General features: G+C 69.3%; 16 protein-coding genes. 6 read left to right on the forward strand and 10 right to left on the reverse strand.

From position 1 onward, the window contains the following. Positions 1–158: 158 nt before the first annotated feature. From ACZ4YL_RS02105 to ACZ4YL_RS02135, 7 genes are all read right to left on the reverse strand, one after another. Positions 159–1556 (reverse strand): nucleobase:cation symporter-2 family protein, encoded by a 1398-nt coding sequence (locus ACZ4YL_RS02105; protein WP_468113476.1) that lies wholly within the window; start codon positions 1554–1556, stop codon positions 159–161. 380 nt (positions 1557–1936) lie between these two features. Next, entirely contained in the window at positions 1937–3340 is a 1404-nt protein-coding gene (locus tag ACZ4YL_RS02110; RefSeq protein WP_468113296.1) for an 8-oxoguanine deaminase, read from the reverse strand. Between the two features lie 190 nt (positions 3341–3530). Continuing rightward, positions 3531–4454 (reverse strand): factor-independent urate hydroxylase, encoded by a 924-nt coding sequence (pucL, locus tag ACZ4YL_RS02115; protein ID WP_351156624.1) that lies wholly within the window; start codon positions 4452–4454, stop codon positions 3531–3533. Position 4455: 1 nt separating this feature from the next. Then, entirely contained in the window at positions 4456–4845 is a 390-nt protein-coding gene (uraH, locus tag ACZ4YL_RS02120; RefSeq protein WP_468113297.1) for a hydroxyisourate hydrolase, read from the reverse strand. A gap of 2 nt (positions 4846–4847) precedes the next feature. Next, on the reverse strand, positions 4848–5369 hold the full coding sequence (gene uraD, locus ACZ4YL_RS02125; RefSeq protein WP_351156629.1) for a 2-oxo-4-hydroxy-4-carboxy-5-ureidoimidazoline decarboxylase: 522 nt from the start codon (positions 5367–5369) through the stop codon (positions 4848–4850). 154 nt (positions 5370–5523) lie between these two features. Next, positions 5524–5922 (reverse strand): helix-turn-helix domain-containing protein, encoded by a 399-nt coding sequence (locus ACZ4YL_RS02130; RefSeq protein ID WP_030714791.1) that lies wholly within the window; start codon positions 5920–5922, stop codon positions 5524–5526. Continuing rightward, on the reverse strand, positions 5919–6170 hold the full coding sequence (locus tag ACZ4YL_RS02135; RefSeq protein WP_150260218.1) for a thiamine-binding protein: 252 nt from the start codon (positions 6168–6170) through the stop codon (positions 5919–5921). The genes ACZ4YL_RS02130 and ACZ4YL_RS02135 overlap by 4 nt, the downstream gene beginning before the upstream one ends. 125 nt (positions 6171–6295) lie before the next feature. Between ACZ4YL_RS02135 and ACZ4YL_RS02140 the strand changes: the two genes are divergently transcribed. The 4 genes from ACZ4YL_RS02140 (at position 6296) to ACZ4YL_RS02155 (ending at position 10925) form a co-directional block, all read left to right on the forward strand. Continuing rightward, the gene (locus tag ACZ4YL_RS02140) at positions 6296–7129 is read left to right on the forward strand and encodes a TIM barrel protein (RefSeq protein ID WP_327738274.1); all 834 of its coding nucleotides are present in this window, start codon (positions 6296–6298) and stop codon (positions 7127–7129) included. A 75-nt stretch (positions 7130–7204) separates the two neighbouring features. After that, the gene (locus ACZ4YL_RS02145) at positions 7205–8095 is read left to right on the forward strand and encodes a 2-hydroxy-3-oxopropionate reductase (RefSeq protein ID WP_266377667.1); all 891 of its coding nucleotides are present in this window, start codon (positions 7205–7207) and stop codon (positions 8093–8095) included. A gap of 211 nt (positions 8096–8306) precedes the next feature. Continuing rightward, positions 8307–9764: a catalase gene (locus tag ACZ4YL_RS02150; protein ID WP_030390353.1), complete on the forward strand. Its 1458-nt coding sequence runs from the start codon at positions 8307–8309 to the stop codon at positions 9762–9764. 525 nt (positions 9765–10289) lie between these two features. Then, positions 10290–10925, forward strand: a complete 636-nt coding sequence (locus tag ACZ4YL_RS02155; protein ID WP_468113298.1) for an RICIN domain-containing protein — start codon at positions 10290–10292, stop codon at positions 10923–10925. Between the two features lie 252 nt (positions 10926–11177). Here the strand turns inward: ACZ4YL_RS02155 and gcl are convergent, their stop codons facing one another. Beyond that, complete coding sequence (gene gcl / locus ACZ4YL_RS02160) at positions 11178–12965, reverse strand: glyoxylate carboligase (RefSeq protein ID WP_406084499.1); 1788 nt, start codon at positions 12963–12965, stop codon at positions 11178–11180. Positions 12966–13232: 267 nt separating this feature from the next. Between gcl and ACZ4YL_RS02165 the strand changes: the two genes are divergently transcribed. Continuing rightward, positions 13233–14063 (forward strand): hypothetical protein, encoded by an 831-nt coding sequence (locus tag ACZ4YL_RS02165; protein WP_468113299.1) that lies wholly within the window; start codon positions 13233–13235, stop codon positions 14061–14063. A gap of 108 nt (positions 14064–14171) precedes the next feature. Beyond that, positions 14172–14660, forward strand: coding sequence for a glutathione peroxidase (locus ACZ4YL_RS02170; RefSeq protein WP_373041522.1), 489 nt, complete (start codon positions 14172–14174; stop codon positions 14658–14660). Between the two features lie 78 nt (positions 14661–14738). On the opposite strand, the gene ACZ4YL_RS02175 is transcribed toward ACZ4YL_RS02170, so the two are convergent. Both ACZ4YL_RS02175 and ACZ4YL_RS02180 read right to left on the reverse strand, forming a co-directional pair. Then, positions 14739–16430 (reverse strand): AMP-binding protein, encoded by a 1692-nt coding sequence (locus ACZ4YL_RS02175; protein WP_468113300.1) that lies wholly within the window; start codon positions 16428–16430, stop codon positions 14739–14741. A gap of 117 nt (positions 16431–16547) precedes the next feature. Then, a complete protein-coding gene (locus ACZ4YL_RS02180) occupies positions 16548–17669 on the reverse strand; it encodes a winged helix DNA-binding domain-containing protein (RefSeq protein WP_468113301.1) in 1122 nt (373 codons plus the stop codon). Positions 17670–17727 lie beyond the last annotated feature (58 nt).

Here is a 17727-nt window from a genome sequence, read left to right on the forward strand (position 1 = left end):
CTCCCTCTCCCCCTCCCCCCCCCCCCCCCCTCCCCTCCCCCCCCCCCCCCGCCCCCCCCCCCCCCCCCCCCCCCCCCCCCCCCCCCCCCCCCCCCCCCCCCCCCCGCCGTGCTGCCCGGACGGACGGCCGGGCGGGGGGCCGGGCAGGGAGCCGGGTGTCAGTGCACCGGCACCGGGTCCGGCGCGGCCCCCGAGGCCGCGCCCTTCCTGGCGCCGAGGTGGTTGAAGGCCAGGTTCAGCAGGATGGCCACCACGCACCCGGTGCTGATGCCGGAGTCGAGGACGACCAGCAGGTCCTTCGGGAAGGCGTGGTAGAACTCCGGCGCGGCGATCGGGATCAGGCCGATGCCCACGGAGGCGGCGACGATCAGGGCGTTCTCGCCCTTCTCCATGGCCGCTCCGGCCAGGGTCTGGATGCCGCTGGCCGCGACCGAGCCGAAGAGGACGATGCCGGCCCCGCCGAGGACCGGCAGCGGGACCACGCCGATGACGGAGGCCGCCATCGGGCACAGGCCGAGCAGGATGAGGATCCCGCCGCCCGCGGCGACGACGAAGCGGCTGCGCACCTTGGTCATGGCGACCAGCCCGATGTTCTGGGCGAAGGCGCTGCACATGAACCCGTTGAACAGCGGGCTGATCGCGCTGCCGAGGGTGTCGGCCCGCAGGCCGCCCTCGATGGTCTTCGCGTCCGCCGGACGGCCGACGATCTTGCCCAGCGCCAGGATGTCGGCGGTGGACTCGGTCATGCAGACCAGCATGACGATGCACATCGAGATGATGGCCGCGACCTGGAACTGCGGGGCGCCGAAGTGGAAGGGGGTCGGGAAGCCGACCACCGGGGCGTTCTTGACGGCGTCGAAGCCCGCCATACCGAGCGGGAGGGCGATGAGGGTGCCGGCGACCAGGCCGAGGAGGATGGATATCTGCTGGAGGAATCCGCGCAGGAACTTGCGCATCAGCAGGACGATCACCAGGGTGACGGCGGCCATGCCGATGTTCCGCATCGAGCCGTAGTCGGTGGCGGTGCGGTTCCCGCCCTGTGACCAGTTGAAGGCGACCGGCAGGAGCGAGACGCCGATGAGGGTGATGACCGTACCCGTCACGACCGGCGGGAAGAAGCGGACGAGCTTGCCGAAGTAGGGGGCGGCGAAGAAGCCGACGGCCCCGGCGACGATGATCGCGCCGAAGATGACGGGAAGGGCGTTCTCCCCCTCCCCCTTGCCGATCGCGATCATCGGGGTCACACCGGCGAAGGAAACGCCGTTGACGAAGGGGAGTTTGGCGCCGATCTTCCAGAACCCGAGGGTCTGGAGGAGGGTGGCGAGGCCTGCGGTGAAGAGCGAGGCGCCCATCAGGAAGGCGGTCTCGGTGGCGGAGAGCCCGACGGCCGGGCCGACGATCATGGGCGGGGCCACGACACCGGCGTACATGGCGGCCACGTGCTGGAGACCGCTCGTGAACATTTTCAGCGGAGGCAGGGTCTCATCGACCGGATGCTTCTCCTCCGGTACTGCGACTGCATCTGCATCTTTGCGAAACCTGGGCGCCTGGGCCACGGCTTCCTCCGTTCGGTTGAACACGCCGGCAGGGGCATGGTGTCTTGGAGGTGGTGCGAAAGCGGTGCGAGTCGAGCCTGTATGCGGTTGTGGGTGGTGCGAATACTTGTCCCAAGGGGTGCGGAATCGAGTCGCCCGATCATCGGTTCCGCGCTGCGGTCCAGCTCAGGGCCCCGGCAGGAGCGAGCCGGACCGGTTCGTGAGCTGGGGGTGCCGCGGCAGGGGCGCGACACGCGCGCCGCGGGGCTGGTTGTACGAGTCACCGCCCCGGGGCGCCTTCGGATTTCCTCAGGCGCTACCCGGGAACGGCTGCCCACGGACCCCGCTCGGGTCCGCGGCTGCCGGCCGGGGGCCGTCCCCCCCGGCCGGACTCCGTGGGATCAGGCCTGCGCGGAGATCCGCGCGAGGCGCTGGGCCTCTGCCCGCGTGGACACCGCGATGGCGTCCTCGTCGGCGAAGAGGAGGCGGTTGTTCTCGACGATCTGCTTGCCGCCCACGAACGACGCGGTGACCGGGGCCGCCGCACCGAAGACCAGCGCGGTGACCGGGTCGGCGATCGAGGAGTGCAGGAAGGTGTTGAGGTTCCACAGCACCAGGTCGGCGCACTTGCCGGCCTCCAGCGAACCGATGTTGTCGGCACGGCCGAGGACCTGGGCGCCACCGTACGTACCGAGGCGCAGGGCCTGGCGCGCGTTCAGGGCCCGCTCGCGGTGGACCGGGTTCAGGCGGTTGATCAGCAGCGCGTTGCGCAGCTCGGTGTGCAGCTCACCGGACTCGTTGGAGGCGGTGCCGTCCACGCCGAGGCCGACCGGGACACCGGCGGCGAGCATGTCCGGGACGCGGGCGATGCCGGCGGCCAGACGGGCGTTGGAGGACGGGCAGTGCGCGACACCGGTCTTGGTACGGGCGAACGCGGCGATGTCGGAGTCGTTCATGTGGACGCTGTGCGCCATCCACACGTCCTCACCGAGCCAGCCGGTCGACTCGAAGTAGTCGGTCGGGCCCATGCCGAACAGTTCCTTGCAGAACTGCTCTTCCTCGACGGTCTCGGAGCCGTGCGTGTGCATGCGCACACCGAGGCGGCGGGCCAGCTCGGCGCCCTGCTTCAGCAGCTCGGTGGAGACCGAGAAGGGGGAGCACGGGGCGACGGCGACCTGGGTCATCGAGTCGAAGGAGGCGTCGTGGAACTTCTTGACGGTCGCCTCGGTGTCGGCGAGCGCGCCTTCGAGGGTCTCGACGGCGTGGTCCGGCGGCAGGCCGCCGTCCTTCTCGCTGCGGTCCATCGAGCCGCGGGCGAGGGTGAAGCGGACGCCCATCTCGGACGCGGCGCGGATGATCGAGCCGGACAGGTCGCCGGAACCCTTGGGGAAGACGTAGTGGTGGTCCATCGCGGTGGTCACACCACCCTTGGCCATCGCGGCGAGGGAGCCCTGCGCGGCCGTGTACGTCATCTGCTCGTCGATGCGCGCCCACGTCGGGTACAGCGCGACCAGCCAGTTGAACAGGTTGTGGTCGGTGGCCAGACCACGCGTGATCCACTGGTAGAAGTGGTGGTGGGTGTTGACCAGACCGGGGGTCACGAGGTGCCCGGTGCCGTCGATGCGGCGGACTACGTTGTCGAGGTTCTCGGGGGCCTTGCCCGCGCCGATGGACTCGATCCGGTTGCCGGCGATGACGATGTGACCCGAGGCGTACTCGGTGTCGTTCGCGTCGACGGTCGCGATCGCACAGTTCTCGATGACGATGCGCTCGACGGCGCTGTCATGGGCTGCCGATGCTGCCATGGGACTTCCTCGTGCTTTCAGTGGCGGTGCGGGCACGGCAAGGCCCAGGAGATTTGAGTGCCGGAGCCGGGGGCCTTGACAGCTGACAGTACTGCCGCCCCGTGTGATACGTCCGGGTGCCGATTCAGGAAGCTGGGGGGTGTCGCGCGGTCCCGGGGCCACTGCGGAGCCCCGGGACGCGCGTGCCGCGTCAGAGGTTGGTCATGTCCACGGGGATACGGGCGTCGACGCCGTCCCGGAGAACAGTGGCCTCGATCAGACCGTATGGACGGTCCGCGGCGAAGTACACCTCGTTGTCGTTCTTGAGGCCGAAGGGCTCCAGGTCGACGAGGAAGTGGTGCTTGTTCGGGAGCGAGAAGCGGACCTCGTCGATCTCCGAACGGTGGTTGATGATGCGCGAACCCATCTGGTACAGGGTCTGCTGCAGCGACAGGGAGTAGGTCTCCGCGAAGGCCTGCAGCATGTGCTTGCGGACCTCGGCGTAGGACTTCTCCCAGTTGGGCATCCGCTGCTCGTCGTCCGACCAGTTGAAGCGCCAGCGAGCCGACACCTGGGTGGCCAGGATGCGGTCGTAGGCCTCCTTCAGCGTCGTGTACTTGTCCTTCACGTAACCCCAGAACTCGGAGTTCGTGGAGTTCATGACGACGAGGTCCTTGAGGCCGGAGATGACCTCCCAGTTCGTACCGTCGTACGTGATCTGGGTGACGCGGGTCTCCATGCCCTGGCGGACGAAGGAGTGGTTCACCTCGTCGGAGCCGATGAACTTGGAGTTGGCGTCCGAGGTGGCGATCCGGTCCCAGGAGTACTCCTCGATCCGGATGCGCGCGCGCTTGATCGGCTCCTGGCTGGTGACGAACCAGCGCGCCAGGTGGATGCCGAACTGCTCGGCGGACTCGATGCCGTACTCCTTGGCGAACGCGTACACCGTGTTCTTGGTGGTGTCCGTCGGAAGGCAGTTGGCGTTCGAGCCGGAGTAGTGGACGTCGTCCATGTCGCCGGAGAGGGCGACCGAGACGTTCAGGTCCTTGATGTGGTGCGTGTCGCCGTCCCGCGTGATCTTGACGACGCGGTTCTCTGCTTTGCCGTACTGGTTCTGGCCCAGAATCGTGGCCATGCTAGCTCCCTCGGTAAACGGAGTAGCCGAACGGGTTGAGCAGCAGCGGTACGTGGTAATGCTCGCCCGGGTTCACCGCAAAGGTGATGGTGACCTCGGGGAAGAACGCACCGCTGTCCCTTACGCGGGGGGCGTCCTGCTGCGCCTCGGCTTGCTTCTTCTCGAAGTACGTCTCGGTCTCGAAGTCGAGACGCACGTGTGTGGTGCCCTCCGGCAGCGCCGGCAGGTCCTTGCAGCGCCCGTCCGCATCGGTGGCGGAGCCGCCCAGGGCCGCCCACTCGCCGCCGAGACCCGTGCGGGCCGACAGGGAGATGGTGACGCCCTCGGCGGGCTTGCCGATGCTGGTGTCCAGGATGTGCGTGGACACCGACGCAGTGGTCTCGGTGCTCATGGTCACGCTCCTTCTGCTTCTGCGAGTTCGACGAGACGGGTGAGGCGGATCTTGTTGATCTTGACGAGCTCGCCGCGGGCGATCTCCCGCTCCTGCTCCGGCGAATTGTCGATCCGGACCTTGACCGCGTCACGCATGAACTCACCGGTCGCACCGGTGGCGCAGATGAGGAAGACGTGGCCGAACTTGTCCTGGTAGGCCAGGTTCAGTTCGAGGAGCTCGTTCTTGAGCCCCTCCGAGGCACCGGCCATGCCACGCTGCTCGCGGGCGGAGGTCGGGTCTCCCGGCTTCGGCCGGCCGATCGGCGCGTGGCCTCCCATCGCTTCGCCCAGGTCGTCCGCGGTGAGCTCCGCCATGGCGGCTTCGTTCGCGGCGAACAGGGACTCTGCGGTGGCGAAAGGGCGCTGGGCGAGCATCTTGCTCCCCCACGCCGAGCTGGCGCACACCTCGTGCAGCTCGGCCGTGGCCGCGCTGTCGTCCAAGGTGTTGAACCGGGTGAGACCCGGGGTCGGACTCGAAGTCACGGTAGGCCTCCGTGGCCTGTTGTTGCTTTGACGGGCTGCGCATAGCTAACGCCCTCGACAACACGGCGTCAACACTTTGTTGAAACTTCCCGTACACAAAAGCCGCCGCCCGGGTGAATTGGGCGGCGGCTCGTCACCATGAGTCAGCCTGCGTTCACTCCTGGCTGCTCTTGCCGGTCCCCTTCGGGGCGTTCGAATCCCGGTTCAGGTAGTTGTAGACGGTGAAGCGGCTGACGCCCAGGGCGCCCGCGACCGTTTCCACGCCGTGCCGCACGGAGAAGGCGCCCCGCGCCTCCAGTATCCGCACGACGTCCTGCTTGGACTTCCGGTCGAGCTGCGCCAACGGTACGCCGTACCGGCGCTCCAGGGCCGCCAGGATGTGATCCAGCGAGTCCGAGAGCTGCGGCAGGCGCACGGCCAGCAGGTCCTGGCCCTCCCAGGCGAGCACGACGTCGTCGGGCTGCGCCAGGGCGGGATCCATCAGCTCGCCGCCCATGGCGTCCACCAGCGGCTTGACCGCGGTGACGAAGGGATGGTCGCGGGGCTCGGTCATGACACCTCCTCCCCGATCACATTGACCTGGAGCGAGACACGCGTGGCGCCGGCCTCCAGGGAGTCGCGCAGCAGCGCCCCCACCGCGGCCAGCACCCGGTCGGCCTCACCCTCGGCGGTGTTGCCGAACGGGCCGACGTCCACCGCGTCCAGCTGGGCCTTCTGGATGACCTCGCGGGCCGCGACGGCATGGGCAGGAGCCTCTTCCAGATCGAAGGGCTCGGTCGTGAACTCCACTCTCAATCGCACGCCGTCAAGCTACCCCGCGGTCGGGATTTTTCGGCAGTCCGCACTTGACATCCACGCAGAACCCCATGCAGTCTTCCATCAAGCAGAAAATAACTTCCGCAATACGGAAGGAGCGCACACCCCTCATGGGATACACGGACCAGCGCTTCGATGTGAACCTGTCGATCCTCTTCACGGAACTCCCGCTCCTGGAGCGTCCCGCGGCTGCCGCCGCGGCGGGCTTCACGGCGGTCGAGCTGTGGTGGCCCTGGATCGAGACCCCCACCCCCGCACAGGAGGAGCTCGACGCCCTCAAGAAGGCTCTCGAGGACGCCGGCACCCAGCTGGTGGGACTGAACTTCTACGCCGGCCGGCTGCCGGGCCCGGACCGCGGTGCGGTCTCGGTGCCCGGTGAGGAGTCGGAGCGCTTCAACGCCAACATCAACGTGGCCGCGGACTTCGCGGCCTCGGTCGGCTGCAAGGCGCTGAACGCCCTCTACGGCAACCGCGTCGAAGGCGTGGAGCCGGCCGTTCAGGACGAGCTCGCCCTGAAGAACCTGGTCGTGGCGGCTCAGGCCGCGGACCGCGTCGGCGCGATCCTCCTGATCGAGACCCTCAACAAGCCCGAGTCGCCGCTCTACCCCCTGGTGAGCGCACCGGCCGGCATCGAGGTCGTGGACAAGGTGAACGAGGCCACCGGCCTCGGCAACGCCAAGTTCCTGCTCGACCTGTACCACCTGGCGATGAACGATGAGGACCTCTCCGAGGTCATCGAAAAGTACGCCGCCAAGACCGGGCACGTCCAGATCGCGGACAAGCCCGGACGCGGTGCCCCCGGCACCGGCGAGCTGCCCCTGGAGGAGCTGCTCGACCAGCTGAAGAAGGCCGGATACGAGGGCTACGTAGGCCTGGAGTACAAGGCCGCCGACGCTGCCGCCTCCTTCGCATGGCTGCCGGCCGAGGCCCGCGCCGCGAAGTAGTCGGACAAAGTCCGGGCGATCAGCCAGGCACTTCACGCACTTTTCGTACAAAGCATTAAGAGAAGGACCCTCATCATGAGCAACCTCCCCAAGATTGCCTGGATCGGTCTCGGAATCATGGGTTCCCCCATGGCCGAGAACCTCCTGAAGGCCGGCTACTCGGTCACCGGCTTCACCCTGGAGCAGGACAAGCTGGACCGCCTGGCCGCCGCCGGCGGCTCCGCGGCCGGCTCGATCGCCGAGGCCGTGGCGGACGCCGACGTCATCGTCACGATGGTGCCCGCCTCCCCGCAGGTCGAGGCCATCTCCTACGGTGAGAACGGCATCCTGGAGAACGCGAAGTCCGGTGCGCTGATCATCGACATGTCGTCGATCACCCCGCAGACCTCGATCGACCTCGCGAAGAACGCCGCCGCCAAGGGCATCCGCGTCATCGACGCCCCGGTGTCCGGCGGCGAGGCCGGCGCCATCGAGGCCGTCCTGTCGATCATGGTGGGTGGCGAGCAGGCCGACTTCGACGAGGCCCTGCCGGTCCTCGAGGCCCTCGGCAAGGTCATCGTCCTGTGCGGTCCGCACGGCTCCGGCCAGACGGTGAAGGCCGCCAACCAGCTCATCGTCGCGGTGAACATCCAGGCGTGCGCCGAGGCCGTCGTCTTCCTCGAGAAGTCCGGCGTGAACCTCCAGGCCGCCCTGGACGTCCTCAACGGCGGTCTGGCCGGCTCCACGGTCCTGACCCGCAAGAAGGACAACTTCCTGAACCGCGACTTCAAGCCCGGTTTCCGGATCGACCTGCACCACAAGGACATGGGCATCGTCACCGACGCCGCCCGCAACGTCGGTGCGGCCCTTCCGGTCGGCGCGGTCGTCGCCCAGCTGGTCGCCTCGCTGCGCGCCCAGGGTGACGGCGGCCTGGACCACTCGGCCCTGCTCCGTGCCGTCGAGCGCCTCTCCGGCGCTCAGATCTGAGCACTTCCCCTCTCGCAGGGGACCTGAGTTTCCGGATGGCGCCGGTGCTGACACCTGTCCTGTCGCGCCCAAGCGCCGGCGCCGTCCGGATTACCACTCACCCTTCAACTTCGTTCAACAAACTGTTGACGTTTAGTTCGTGCCGAAATTAGGCTGTTCCGCATGACGGAAGACGCTTTCCGTCAGCAGTTACCCCGTACGGAAGGTCACCATGTCGAAGCGCACGCTGACGACCGAGTCCGGCGCCCCGGTCGCCGACAATCAGAACTCCGCCACCGCCGGCGTCGGTGGCCCGCTCCTGGTCCAGGACCAGCAGCTCCTCGAGAAGCTCGCCCGCTTCAACCGTGAGCGCATCCCGGAGCGCGTGGTGCACGCCCGCGGCTCGGCCGCGTACGGCTACTTCGAGGTGACCGACGACGTCACCGCGTACACCAGCGCCGCGTTCCTGAACACGGTCGGCAAGAAGACCGAGACCTTCCTGCGGTTCTCCACCGTCGCCGACTCGCTCGGCGGCGCGGACGCGGTCCGCGACCCGCGCGGCTTCGCGCTCAAGTTCTACACCGAAGAGGGTAACTACGACCTCGTCGGCAACAACACCCCGGTGTTCTTCATCAAGGACCCGATCAAGTTCCCCGACTTCATCCACTCCCAGAAGCGCGACCCCTTCACGGGCAAGCAGGAGCCGGACAACGTCTGGGACTTCTGGGCGCACGCCCCCGAGGCGACGCACCAGATCACCTGGCTCATGGGTGACCGCGGCATCCCCGCGTCGTACCGTCACATGAACGGCTACGGCTCCCACACGTACCAGTGGACGAACGAGCAGGGCGAGGCCTTCTTCGTCAAGTACCACTTCAAGACGAACCAGGGCATCCGCAGCCTCTCGGGCGAGCAGGCCGCCGAGCTCGTCGGCAAGGACGCGAACTCGCACCAGACCGACCTGCTGCAGGCCATCGAGCGCGGTGTGAACCCCTCCTGGACCCTGTACGTGCAGATCATGCCGGCCGCCGAGGCCGCGGACTACCGCTTCAACCCGTTCGACCTCACCAAGGTGTGGCCGCACAGCGACTACCCGCTGCAGCGCGTGGGCCGTCTGGTCCTCGACCGCAACCCGGACAACGTCTTCGCCGAGGTCGAGCAGTCCGCCTTCTCCCCGAACAACTTCGTCCCGGGCATCACCGCCTCGCCGGACAAGATGCTCCAGGGCCGCCTCTTCGCCTACGCCGACGCCCAGCGCTACCGCCTCGGTGTGAACCACACCCTGCTGCCGGTCAACGCCCCGAAGGCGACGAAGGCCGACAACTACGGCCGCGACGGCGTCATGGCGCTGCGCAACGGCTCGCGCCACGACAAGAACTACGAGCCCAACTCGTACCAGGGTCCGGCCGAGACCGGTCTGGCGCTGGGCGCCCCGAAGGCCGTCTCCGGCTACACGGGCACCCACGAGGCCCCGGCCCACACCAAGGACGACGACTTCTTCCAGGCCGGTGAGCTCTACCGCCTGATGTCGGAGGCCGAGAAGCAGCGTCTGGTGGCGAACATCGCCGGCGGCCTGTCGCAGGTCACCCTGGAAGACGTCATCGAGAAGAACCTGGCTCACTTCCACGCCGCCGACGCCGACTACGGCAAGCGCGTCGAGGAGGCCGTCCGCGCCCTGCGCGACGCCTGAGCCACCCAGTTGTACCGGGGGCCTGACGGGAGGTCAGGCCCCGGGTGCTCAGCCCGACCCGTGGACCCGGATGAGGGGTGGTACACGGTGAGGGCGGGACGAGGACCGTGGCGAGCGTGCGAGCCAGTGCGGTGGTAATGGGTTCCGAGGCCCGTCTCTTGACCTGAGGGAGACGACGCCGGAGTTCTCGTCGCCCGCCCGCCACGGTCCCAGCCGATCCTCTTCGTACAGGGGCTACGCACAGAGCCCCCTGCACGCGGAGGTACCCACCTCCCCACACACTCCGCCCGGCGGTGCGAACGTCCTGTCGCGCCAGCCTCGCACCGTCGGGCGGTAACAAACCAGAGCGCCGAGTCACGGACGGTCCCGTGACTCGGCGCTTTGCCGTTCCCGCACGCCCGGCCGGCCGGCGGGACCTGAATACCGGCCGCCTGGGAATCGGGTGAACTCCACCCAGAACAAGGGCAGTTGAGGGAAAATGATCACGACATCAGTCATGGTCGCATCCCACGGAAGGCACCTCCTTTGTTCAGACGCATCGCCCTCGCGATCGGCTCGCTCGGCCTCCTCGCCACGTCCCTCACGGGTACCGCCTCGGCGGCTCCGGGCCCCGCCGCGACCCCGCCGGCCACCGTCCCGCAGGTCGCCGTCCCGCAGCCGACGGGGAACCCCCTGCCCAAGGTGATCTCGCCCGCGGACGCGGACCGGATCGCCGGGTCCGCGGACCCGGCGGCCGCCGCAGCAGCGGCCGCGACGCCCGTGTTCGTCCAGAACTACAACAGCGCCAAGTGTCTGGTCGCGCAGGGCCACAACAACGGCACGACCCTCATCCAGTACTCGTGCTCCTACTTCGCCGACCAGTACTGGTACGCCGTGATGGACAGCAGCGGCTACGTCTGGCTGCAGAACTACAACAGCGGCAAGTGCATGGTCGTCCAAGGTGCCGCCAACGGCGCACAGGCCTTCCAGTACGACTGCGGCAACTGGGCCGACCAGAAGTGGCGGCTCATCCTGGACACCACCGGGTCGTACACCATGTTCCAGAACGTCAACAGCGGTAAGTGCCTCGTCGTTCAGGGGAGGAGCGACGGGGCCACGCCCTTCCAGTACGACTGCAACAGCGGTTACGCCGACCAGTGGTGGTCCCTCTTCGCCGTCTGATCCACCTGACCGTCCCCGGTTGACCTGAGGGCCCCGTCCGGCCCCTGCCGGAGCGACAGAGCGCCGCGCCACGGACCGTACGTCCTGTGGCCCGGCGCTTTGCCGTTCCCGCTCGGAGCAGGTGCGGCTGGGAGAGCCGGCCGTGCGGCCCACCGGCCGCTCCGGGGGCGGGACCTTGCGTACGGGGAACGCGGAACGGCCCCCGCCCCTCCGGGTGGAGGGACGGGGGCCGCCGGGTCGTGCGGGGTGGGATCAGACCTGCAGGGCCTTGATCGCGGTCGGGGCGTGGCCCGGCTCGGTCGCGAGCTCTTCGAACTCGGTGACGTCGCTCATGTCGACCGTCTTGCTCATCGCGATGTTGGTGATGCGCTCCAGGATGGCCTCGACGACGACCGGGACCTGGAACTCCTGGGCCAGCTTCTTGGCCTCCTCGAAGGCCTCGCCCAGCTTGTCCGGGTCGGTGACGCGGATGGCCTTGACGCCCAGACCCTCGGCGACCTTGACGTGGTCGACACCGTAGACACCCAGCTCGGGGGTGTTGATGTTCTCGAATTCGAGGTTGACCTCGAAGTTGATGCCCAGGCCACCCTGCGCCTGACGGATCAGACCCAGGTAGGCGTTGTTCACGAGGACGTGGACGTAGGGGACCTTGTGCTGGGCGGCGACCGCCAGCTCCTCGATCATGAACTGGAAGTCGTAGTCGCCGGACAGCGCGACGATCGGGGTCTCCGGCTCCGCGGTGGCGGCACCGATGGCGGCCGGGATGGTCCAGCCGAGCGGGCCGGCCTGGCCGCAGTTGATCCAGTTGCGCGGGCGGTAGACGTGCAGGAACTGCGCCGCCGCGATCTGGGAGAGGCCGATGGTGGTGACGTAGCGGGTCTCGGGGCCGAACGCCTTGTTCATCTCCTCGTAGACGCGCTGCGGCTTCAGGGGGATGTTGTCGAAGTGCGTACGGCGCTGCAGGGTCGCCTTGCGGTCCTGCGCCGAGGCGGTCCAGGCGGAGAAGTCCGGCAGCTTGCCCTCGGCCTTGAGCTCCTTGGCGATCTCGATGAAGAGCTCCAGCGCGGCCTTGGCGTCGGAGGCGATGCCGAAGTCCGGGGCGAAGATCTTGCCGAGCTGCGTGGGCTCGATGTCGACGTGGACGAACTTGCGGCCCTTGGTGTAGGCGTCCAGATTGTAACCGGTGTGACGGTTGGCCCAGCGGTTGCCGATGCCGAAGACGAAGTCCGACTCCAGGAACGTCGCGTTGCCATAGCGGTGCGCGGTCTGCACACCGACCATGCCGGCGGCCAGCTCGTGGTCGTCCGGGATGGTGCCCCAGCCCATCAGGGTGGAGATGACGGGGACGCCCACCAGCTCGGCGAACTCGACCAGCAGGTCGGAGGCGTCGGCGTTGATGATGCCGCCGCCGGCGACGATCAGCGGGCGCTCGGACTCCAGCAGGAACTGCAGGGCCTTCGCGGCCTGGGCGCGGGTGGCCTGCGGCTTGTAGACCGGCAGCGGGGAGTAGGTCTCCGGGTCGAACTCGATCTCGGTCAGCTGGACGTCGATCGGGAGGTCGATCAGGACCGGGCCCGGACGGCCGGAGCGCATCAGGTGGAAGGCCTCCTGGAACACGCCGGGGACCTGCGCGGCCTCCAGGACGGTCGTGGCCTTCTTGGTGACCGGCTTGGCGATCGAGGCGATGTCGACGGCCTGGAAGTCCTCCTTGTGGAGCTTCGAGACCGGGGCCTGACCGGTGATGCAGAGGATCGGGATCGAGTCCGCGATCGCCGAGTACAGGCCGGTGATCATGTCGGTGCCGGCCGGGCCCGAAGTACCGATGCAGACACCGATGTTGCCCGCCTTGGCACGCGTGTAGCCCTCGGCCATGTGCGAAGCGCCCTCGACGTGGCGGGCGAGGGTGTGCGCGATGCCGCCCACGTTCTTGAGCTCGCGGTAGAACGGGTTGATCGCAGCACCGGGGACACCGAACGCTTGTTCGACACCCTCGAGCTTGAGGATCTCCACTGCAGCGGCGGCGGCTGTCATACGAGGCATCGAGTTCTCCTGCGGGTCTGGCGGTCAGGCTTTTCCGTAATCCGGAAGTTTTGTTCTGCTATACGGAACAAGCTAAGCGGCGACTCCTGCGACGTCAAGGCGGTAGGGGACCTCGGAAGCCACCAAAAGCCGCATCTCGGTCGGCGACTTGTACAAATCACTGATCCACCGGCGGGAATCCCCCGGAAAAGGCGTGCGGCCTCCCCCCGGCGGTCGCCGGTGGTGGAGCATGGACCTACGCACAGCGACGGAGGGGGTCCAGGTCTCATGGCGGAAGCGGTACCGGTGCGCTGCCCGGCGTGCCTGCGCGAGAACGGCTACACCGCCCCGGTCTTCCCCTGCGTGTGCGGAAGCCCGGTCCATCCCCCGCTGGACCTAGCGGCGCCGCCGGTTCCGCTGACCCACCGGACCTGGTCGGACACCTGGGTGACGGTGCGCTGCACGACGTGCGGGCGGGAGAGCGAGTGGCCGCATCCCGAGCTGGGCTGCGGCTCGTGCGGGACGGTGGTGCTGATTCCGGTGCACCCGCTGGAGGGGACGGGGAGCCCGGCGGGTCCGGCGCGTCCGGCGGGCTCGCCTCAGCCGGCCGCCCGGCCGGATCCGGGCGGCGCAGGAAACGGCCCCGCGGGCGAGCCTGCAGGCGGAGCCACGGGCAGGCCCACGGGCGGGCGCCCGGCGCACATCCCGCCGCCGCCGGCCGCACCGGTGCCGCGGCCCGCGTTCCGGCCGGTGACCATCCGTACGGCCCGCGACGCGGTGGCCACGGCCGCGCTGTACCTGCGCTGGCTCGGCTTCCGGGACGTACAGCAGCCCGACGGGCGCCCGATCCCGGCGGCGACCGTGGACCTGCGGGCTCCGGGCCTGGTCGCCCAGGTGGACCCGACCACGGCGCCGGCCGGACTGCGGGCGGTGGAGTGCGTCTGGCTGAACGGGCTCACGGCCTCCGCGACCAGCGTCTACTTCGCGCTCGCGGGGTACACGGAGGAAGCCCGGGCCCGCGCCGACGATCTCGGGATACCGCTCTTCGTCATGGACCTGACGGGCAGGCCACAGCCGGTCAACGACCCGGCGGACGCGCTGGTCGGCCCGGACGCGTAGGCCGGGGCGGGTGCCGGTGAGCCCGGGCGGGTGCCGGTGAGCCCTGGTGATCGGCAAGCTACCCCCTAAGCTCGTAGGCATTGCCTACTTCTCGCCCAGGAGAGCCCGATGAGCCTGTACGACATCCCGCTGACCACCCTGTCCGACGAGCCCACCAGCCTCGCCGCCCACAAGGGCAAGGCGATCCTCCTGGTGAACACCGCCTCGCAGTGCGGGCTCACCCCGCAGTACTCGGGACTGGCCCGCCTGCAGTTCACGTACGAGGAGAAGGGCTTCACCGTCATCGGCGTGCCCTGCAACCAGTTCGGTGAGCAGGAGCCCGGCAACGCCGAGGACATCCAGACCTTCTGCGCGGCCGGCTTCGGCGTGACCTTCCCGATCCTGGAGAAGTCCGAGGTCAACGGCGAGAACCGGCACCCCCTCTACACGGAGCTGGTGAAGACCCCGGACGCGGACGGCAAGGCCGGGGACGTCCAGTGGAACTTCGAGAAGTTCCTGATCTCCCCCGCCGGCGAGGTCGTGGCCCGCTTCCGCCCGCGTACCGAGCCGGAGGCCCCGGAGGTCATCGCCGCGATCGAGGCGCACCTGCCCGCGTAGTACTCCCCGTACGTACTCCCCCACGTACTCCCGCACGGGCTGCTGCGCGCGCCGCGCAGCAGCCCGCAGGCGCTCCGCTCAGTCCAGGTCGGCCTCGTCGTACTCCCCCGCCGACCCGGCCGCGGTGAGCTCCCGCAGCTCCACCCGGCGGATCTTGCCGGACACCGTCTTCGGGAGCTCGGCGAACTCGATGCGGCGGATCCGCTTGTACGGGGACAGCACCGCGCGGGAGTGCTCGAACAGCACCCGGGCCGTCTCCGGCCCGGGCTCCCAGCCGCCCGCGAGGGTGACGTACGCCTTCGGGACCGCCAGCCGCAGCGCGTCCGGAGCCGGGACGACGGCGGCCTCGGCCACCGCCTCGTGCTCCAGCAGGGCGCTCTCCAGCTCGAACGGGCTGATCTTGTAGTCCGAGGCCTTGAACACGTCGTCGGAGCGCCCGACGTAGGTGAGGTACCCGTCGGAGTCGCGCGCGGCGATGTCGCCGGTGCGGTAGAGCCCGTCCGCCATGGCCTCGGCCGTGCGCTGCGGATCGTCGCGGTAGCCGGTCGTCACCCCGGCGGGCCGGGCGCGCAGGTCCACGCAGAGCTCGCCCTCGTCCGGGGACTCCTTGCCGGTGACCGGGTCCAGCAGGACGATCTCGTAGCCGGGTGCCGGCCGGCCCATGGAGCCGGGCTTGACGGGCACCCCGGGGAAGTTCCCGACCTGGAGGGTGGTCTCCGTCTGACCGAAGCCGTCGCGGATGGTGATGCCCCAGGCCTCGCGGACCCGCTCGATGACCTCCGGGTTGAGCGGCTCCCCGGCGGCGACGGCCTCGCGCGGGGGCCTGGCCAGCTTGGTGAGGTCGGACTGGATCAGCATCCGCCACACGGTGGGCGGGGCGCAGAAGGTTGTCACGCCGTGCCGGTCCATCTCGGCCATCAGCCGCTCGGCGTCGAAGCGGGTGTAGTTGTGGACGAAGACGGTCGCGCCGGCGTTCCAGGGGGCGAAGAGGTTGGACCAGGCGTGCTTGGCCCAGCCGGGCGAGGCGATGTTGAGGTGCACGTCGCCGGGGCGCAGCCCGAGCCAGTACATGGTGGAGAGGTGCCCGATGGGGTACGAGGCGTGCGTGTGCTCGACGAGCTTGGGGCGGTCGGTGGTGCCGGAGGTGAAGTACAGCATGAGCGGGTCGGTGGCGAGGGTCTCGCCGTCCGGCGTGAAATCGCCGTCGGCGGCCGCCATGTCCGCCAGCCTCAGCCAGCCGTCGGGAACCTGCTCCCCGGCGGAGATCCGGGTGTAGTCGCCCGGCACCTCGTCGAACTTGGCCGTGTCCAGGGCGCGCGCGATGACGTGGCGCACCTGGCCGCGCTCGACCCGGTCGCGCAGGTCGGCCGGGCCCAGCAGCGGGGTGGCGGGGATGACGACGGCGCGCAGTTTCATCGCGCCGAGCATCACCTCCCACAGCTCGCGCTGGTTGCCGAGCATGACCAGGATCCGGTCGCCGGGCGCGACGCCCTGCCCGCGGAGCCAGTTGGCGGCGGCGCCGGACCGTACGGCGAGCTCCGCGAAGCTGAGGCTCTGGCTGGTGCCGTCCTCCTCGACGATGCGCAGGGCGTCGGCGTCGTTCCCGGCGGCGATGTGGTCGAACCAGTCCAGGGCCCAGTTGAAGCGGTGGGGGCGGGGCCAGGTGAACCCGGCGTGGGCGGCCTCGTAGTCGCCGCGGCGTTCCAGCAGGAAGTCCCGGGCGGCCAGGAACCGGGCGGTGGCGTCGTCCTGCGTACTCTCGGTCGTCATGACGGGCATCGTGCCGCCTTCGGTGTACGGACCACCAGTGCGGCGTCAGCCGCGAGTTGACCGTCCGGGACCGTCCGGGACCCTCCGGGACCGTCCGGGACCGTCCGGGGACGCACGTCAGGGTTTGATCGCCCCGAACCGCACCGCCGCACCACCGCCCCTGCCGGCCTCACCCGCCCCTTCCACCATCCCTTCCACCATCAGCTCGCCCTCGGCGACGATCTCCTCCTGCGCCGCCTTCGGGACCGGGCCGAACAGCTCGACGGTGAGCGCCCGCCCGTCGAGCTTCCACAGGCCGGCGAGGAACCCGTCCACGAGCAGGGTGCAGTGGGCCTGGTTCCCGGTCCACGTACGCCCCTTGATCTCGGGGGCGACCACGCGGGTGCGGTCGGCGTGCGAGAGCAGCAGATTGTCGAACTCCGGCAGGAAGCGCGGCGGCGCCGGGGTGTCCGCGTCGGGGCGCGGGGCGTCGGGAAGGTCGAAGAGCTCCACGCCGTTCTCGTCCTGGAAGACGAGGAGCTCCGGGCGCAGCCGCTCGAAGGCCTCGCGCAGCCGGGTCAGTCCGGCCCAGGTCTGCATGTCCTTGACGGAGGCCGGCCCGAAGGCGGCGAGGTAGCGCACCACGACCTCGTCCACGGGCTGCGCCGCACCGGCGGGCTTCCCGAGCCAGCTCTCGACGGTGGTGAGCCGGACCTGACCGCTGCGCCCCCACACCCCACGAGGGGTGACCTGGACCAGCGGCAGCCGGCAGCGGGCGGCGACGGACAGGGACTGCGGGTCGGCGTCGGGCCATTCCCGGAGCAGTTCCTCGCGGATCTCGCCCATGGTGCGCGGCTCGCTCTCGACGAAGGCCCGGGCGCGCTTCGCGAGCCGGTCCAGATCCACCCCCGTGAGCCCCTTGCGGAAGTAGTTGACCTCGCGGTCGCGGGCAGGCTGGACGAGGGGCCTCAGGGTCAGGGCGTCATGGGCGGTGTGCGTGTGGATCGTCGACCGCATGGTGACCATCCGGACGACCTCGCGGGACTCCATGAGCCCGGCCAGCTCGGCGGGCCGGAAGCCGGCGAGCCGGGCGTGCAGCTGGAAGTAGGGCGGCTTCACGTTCTGCGCCTGCAGCCCGAGCAGGTGCGCGACGGCGTCCCCCGCGGACATCTCGGCGCGGCTCAGCAGCAACTGGCGGGCGAGCGTGGCACGGTTCAGAGCGCGGGTACCGAGTACGGGGTGTGTCGTCCTGGAAGCCATGGCAGCAAACTAACCCCCCTTGCGGACAGCTTTCGTCCGCAACCCCGAACCGAAGCGG

The sequence above is a fragment of the Streptomyces sp. NPDC030021 genome (assembly GCF_055574035.1).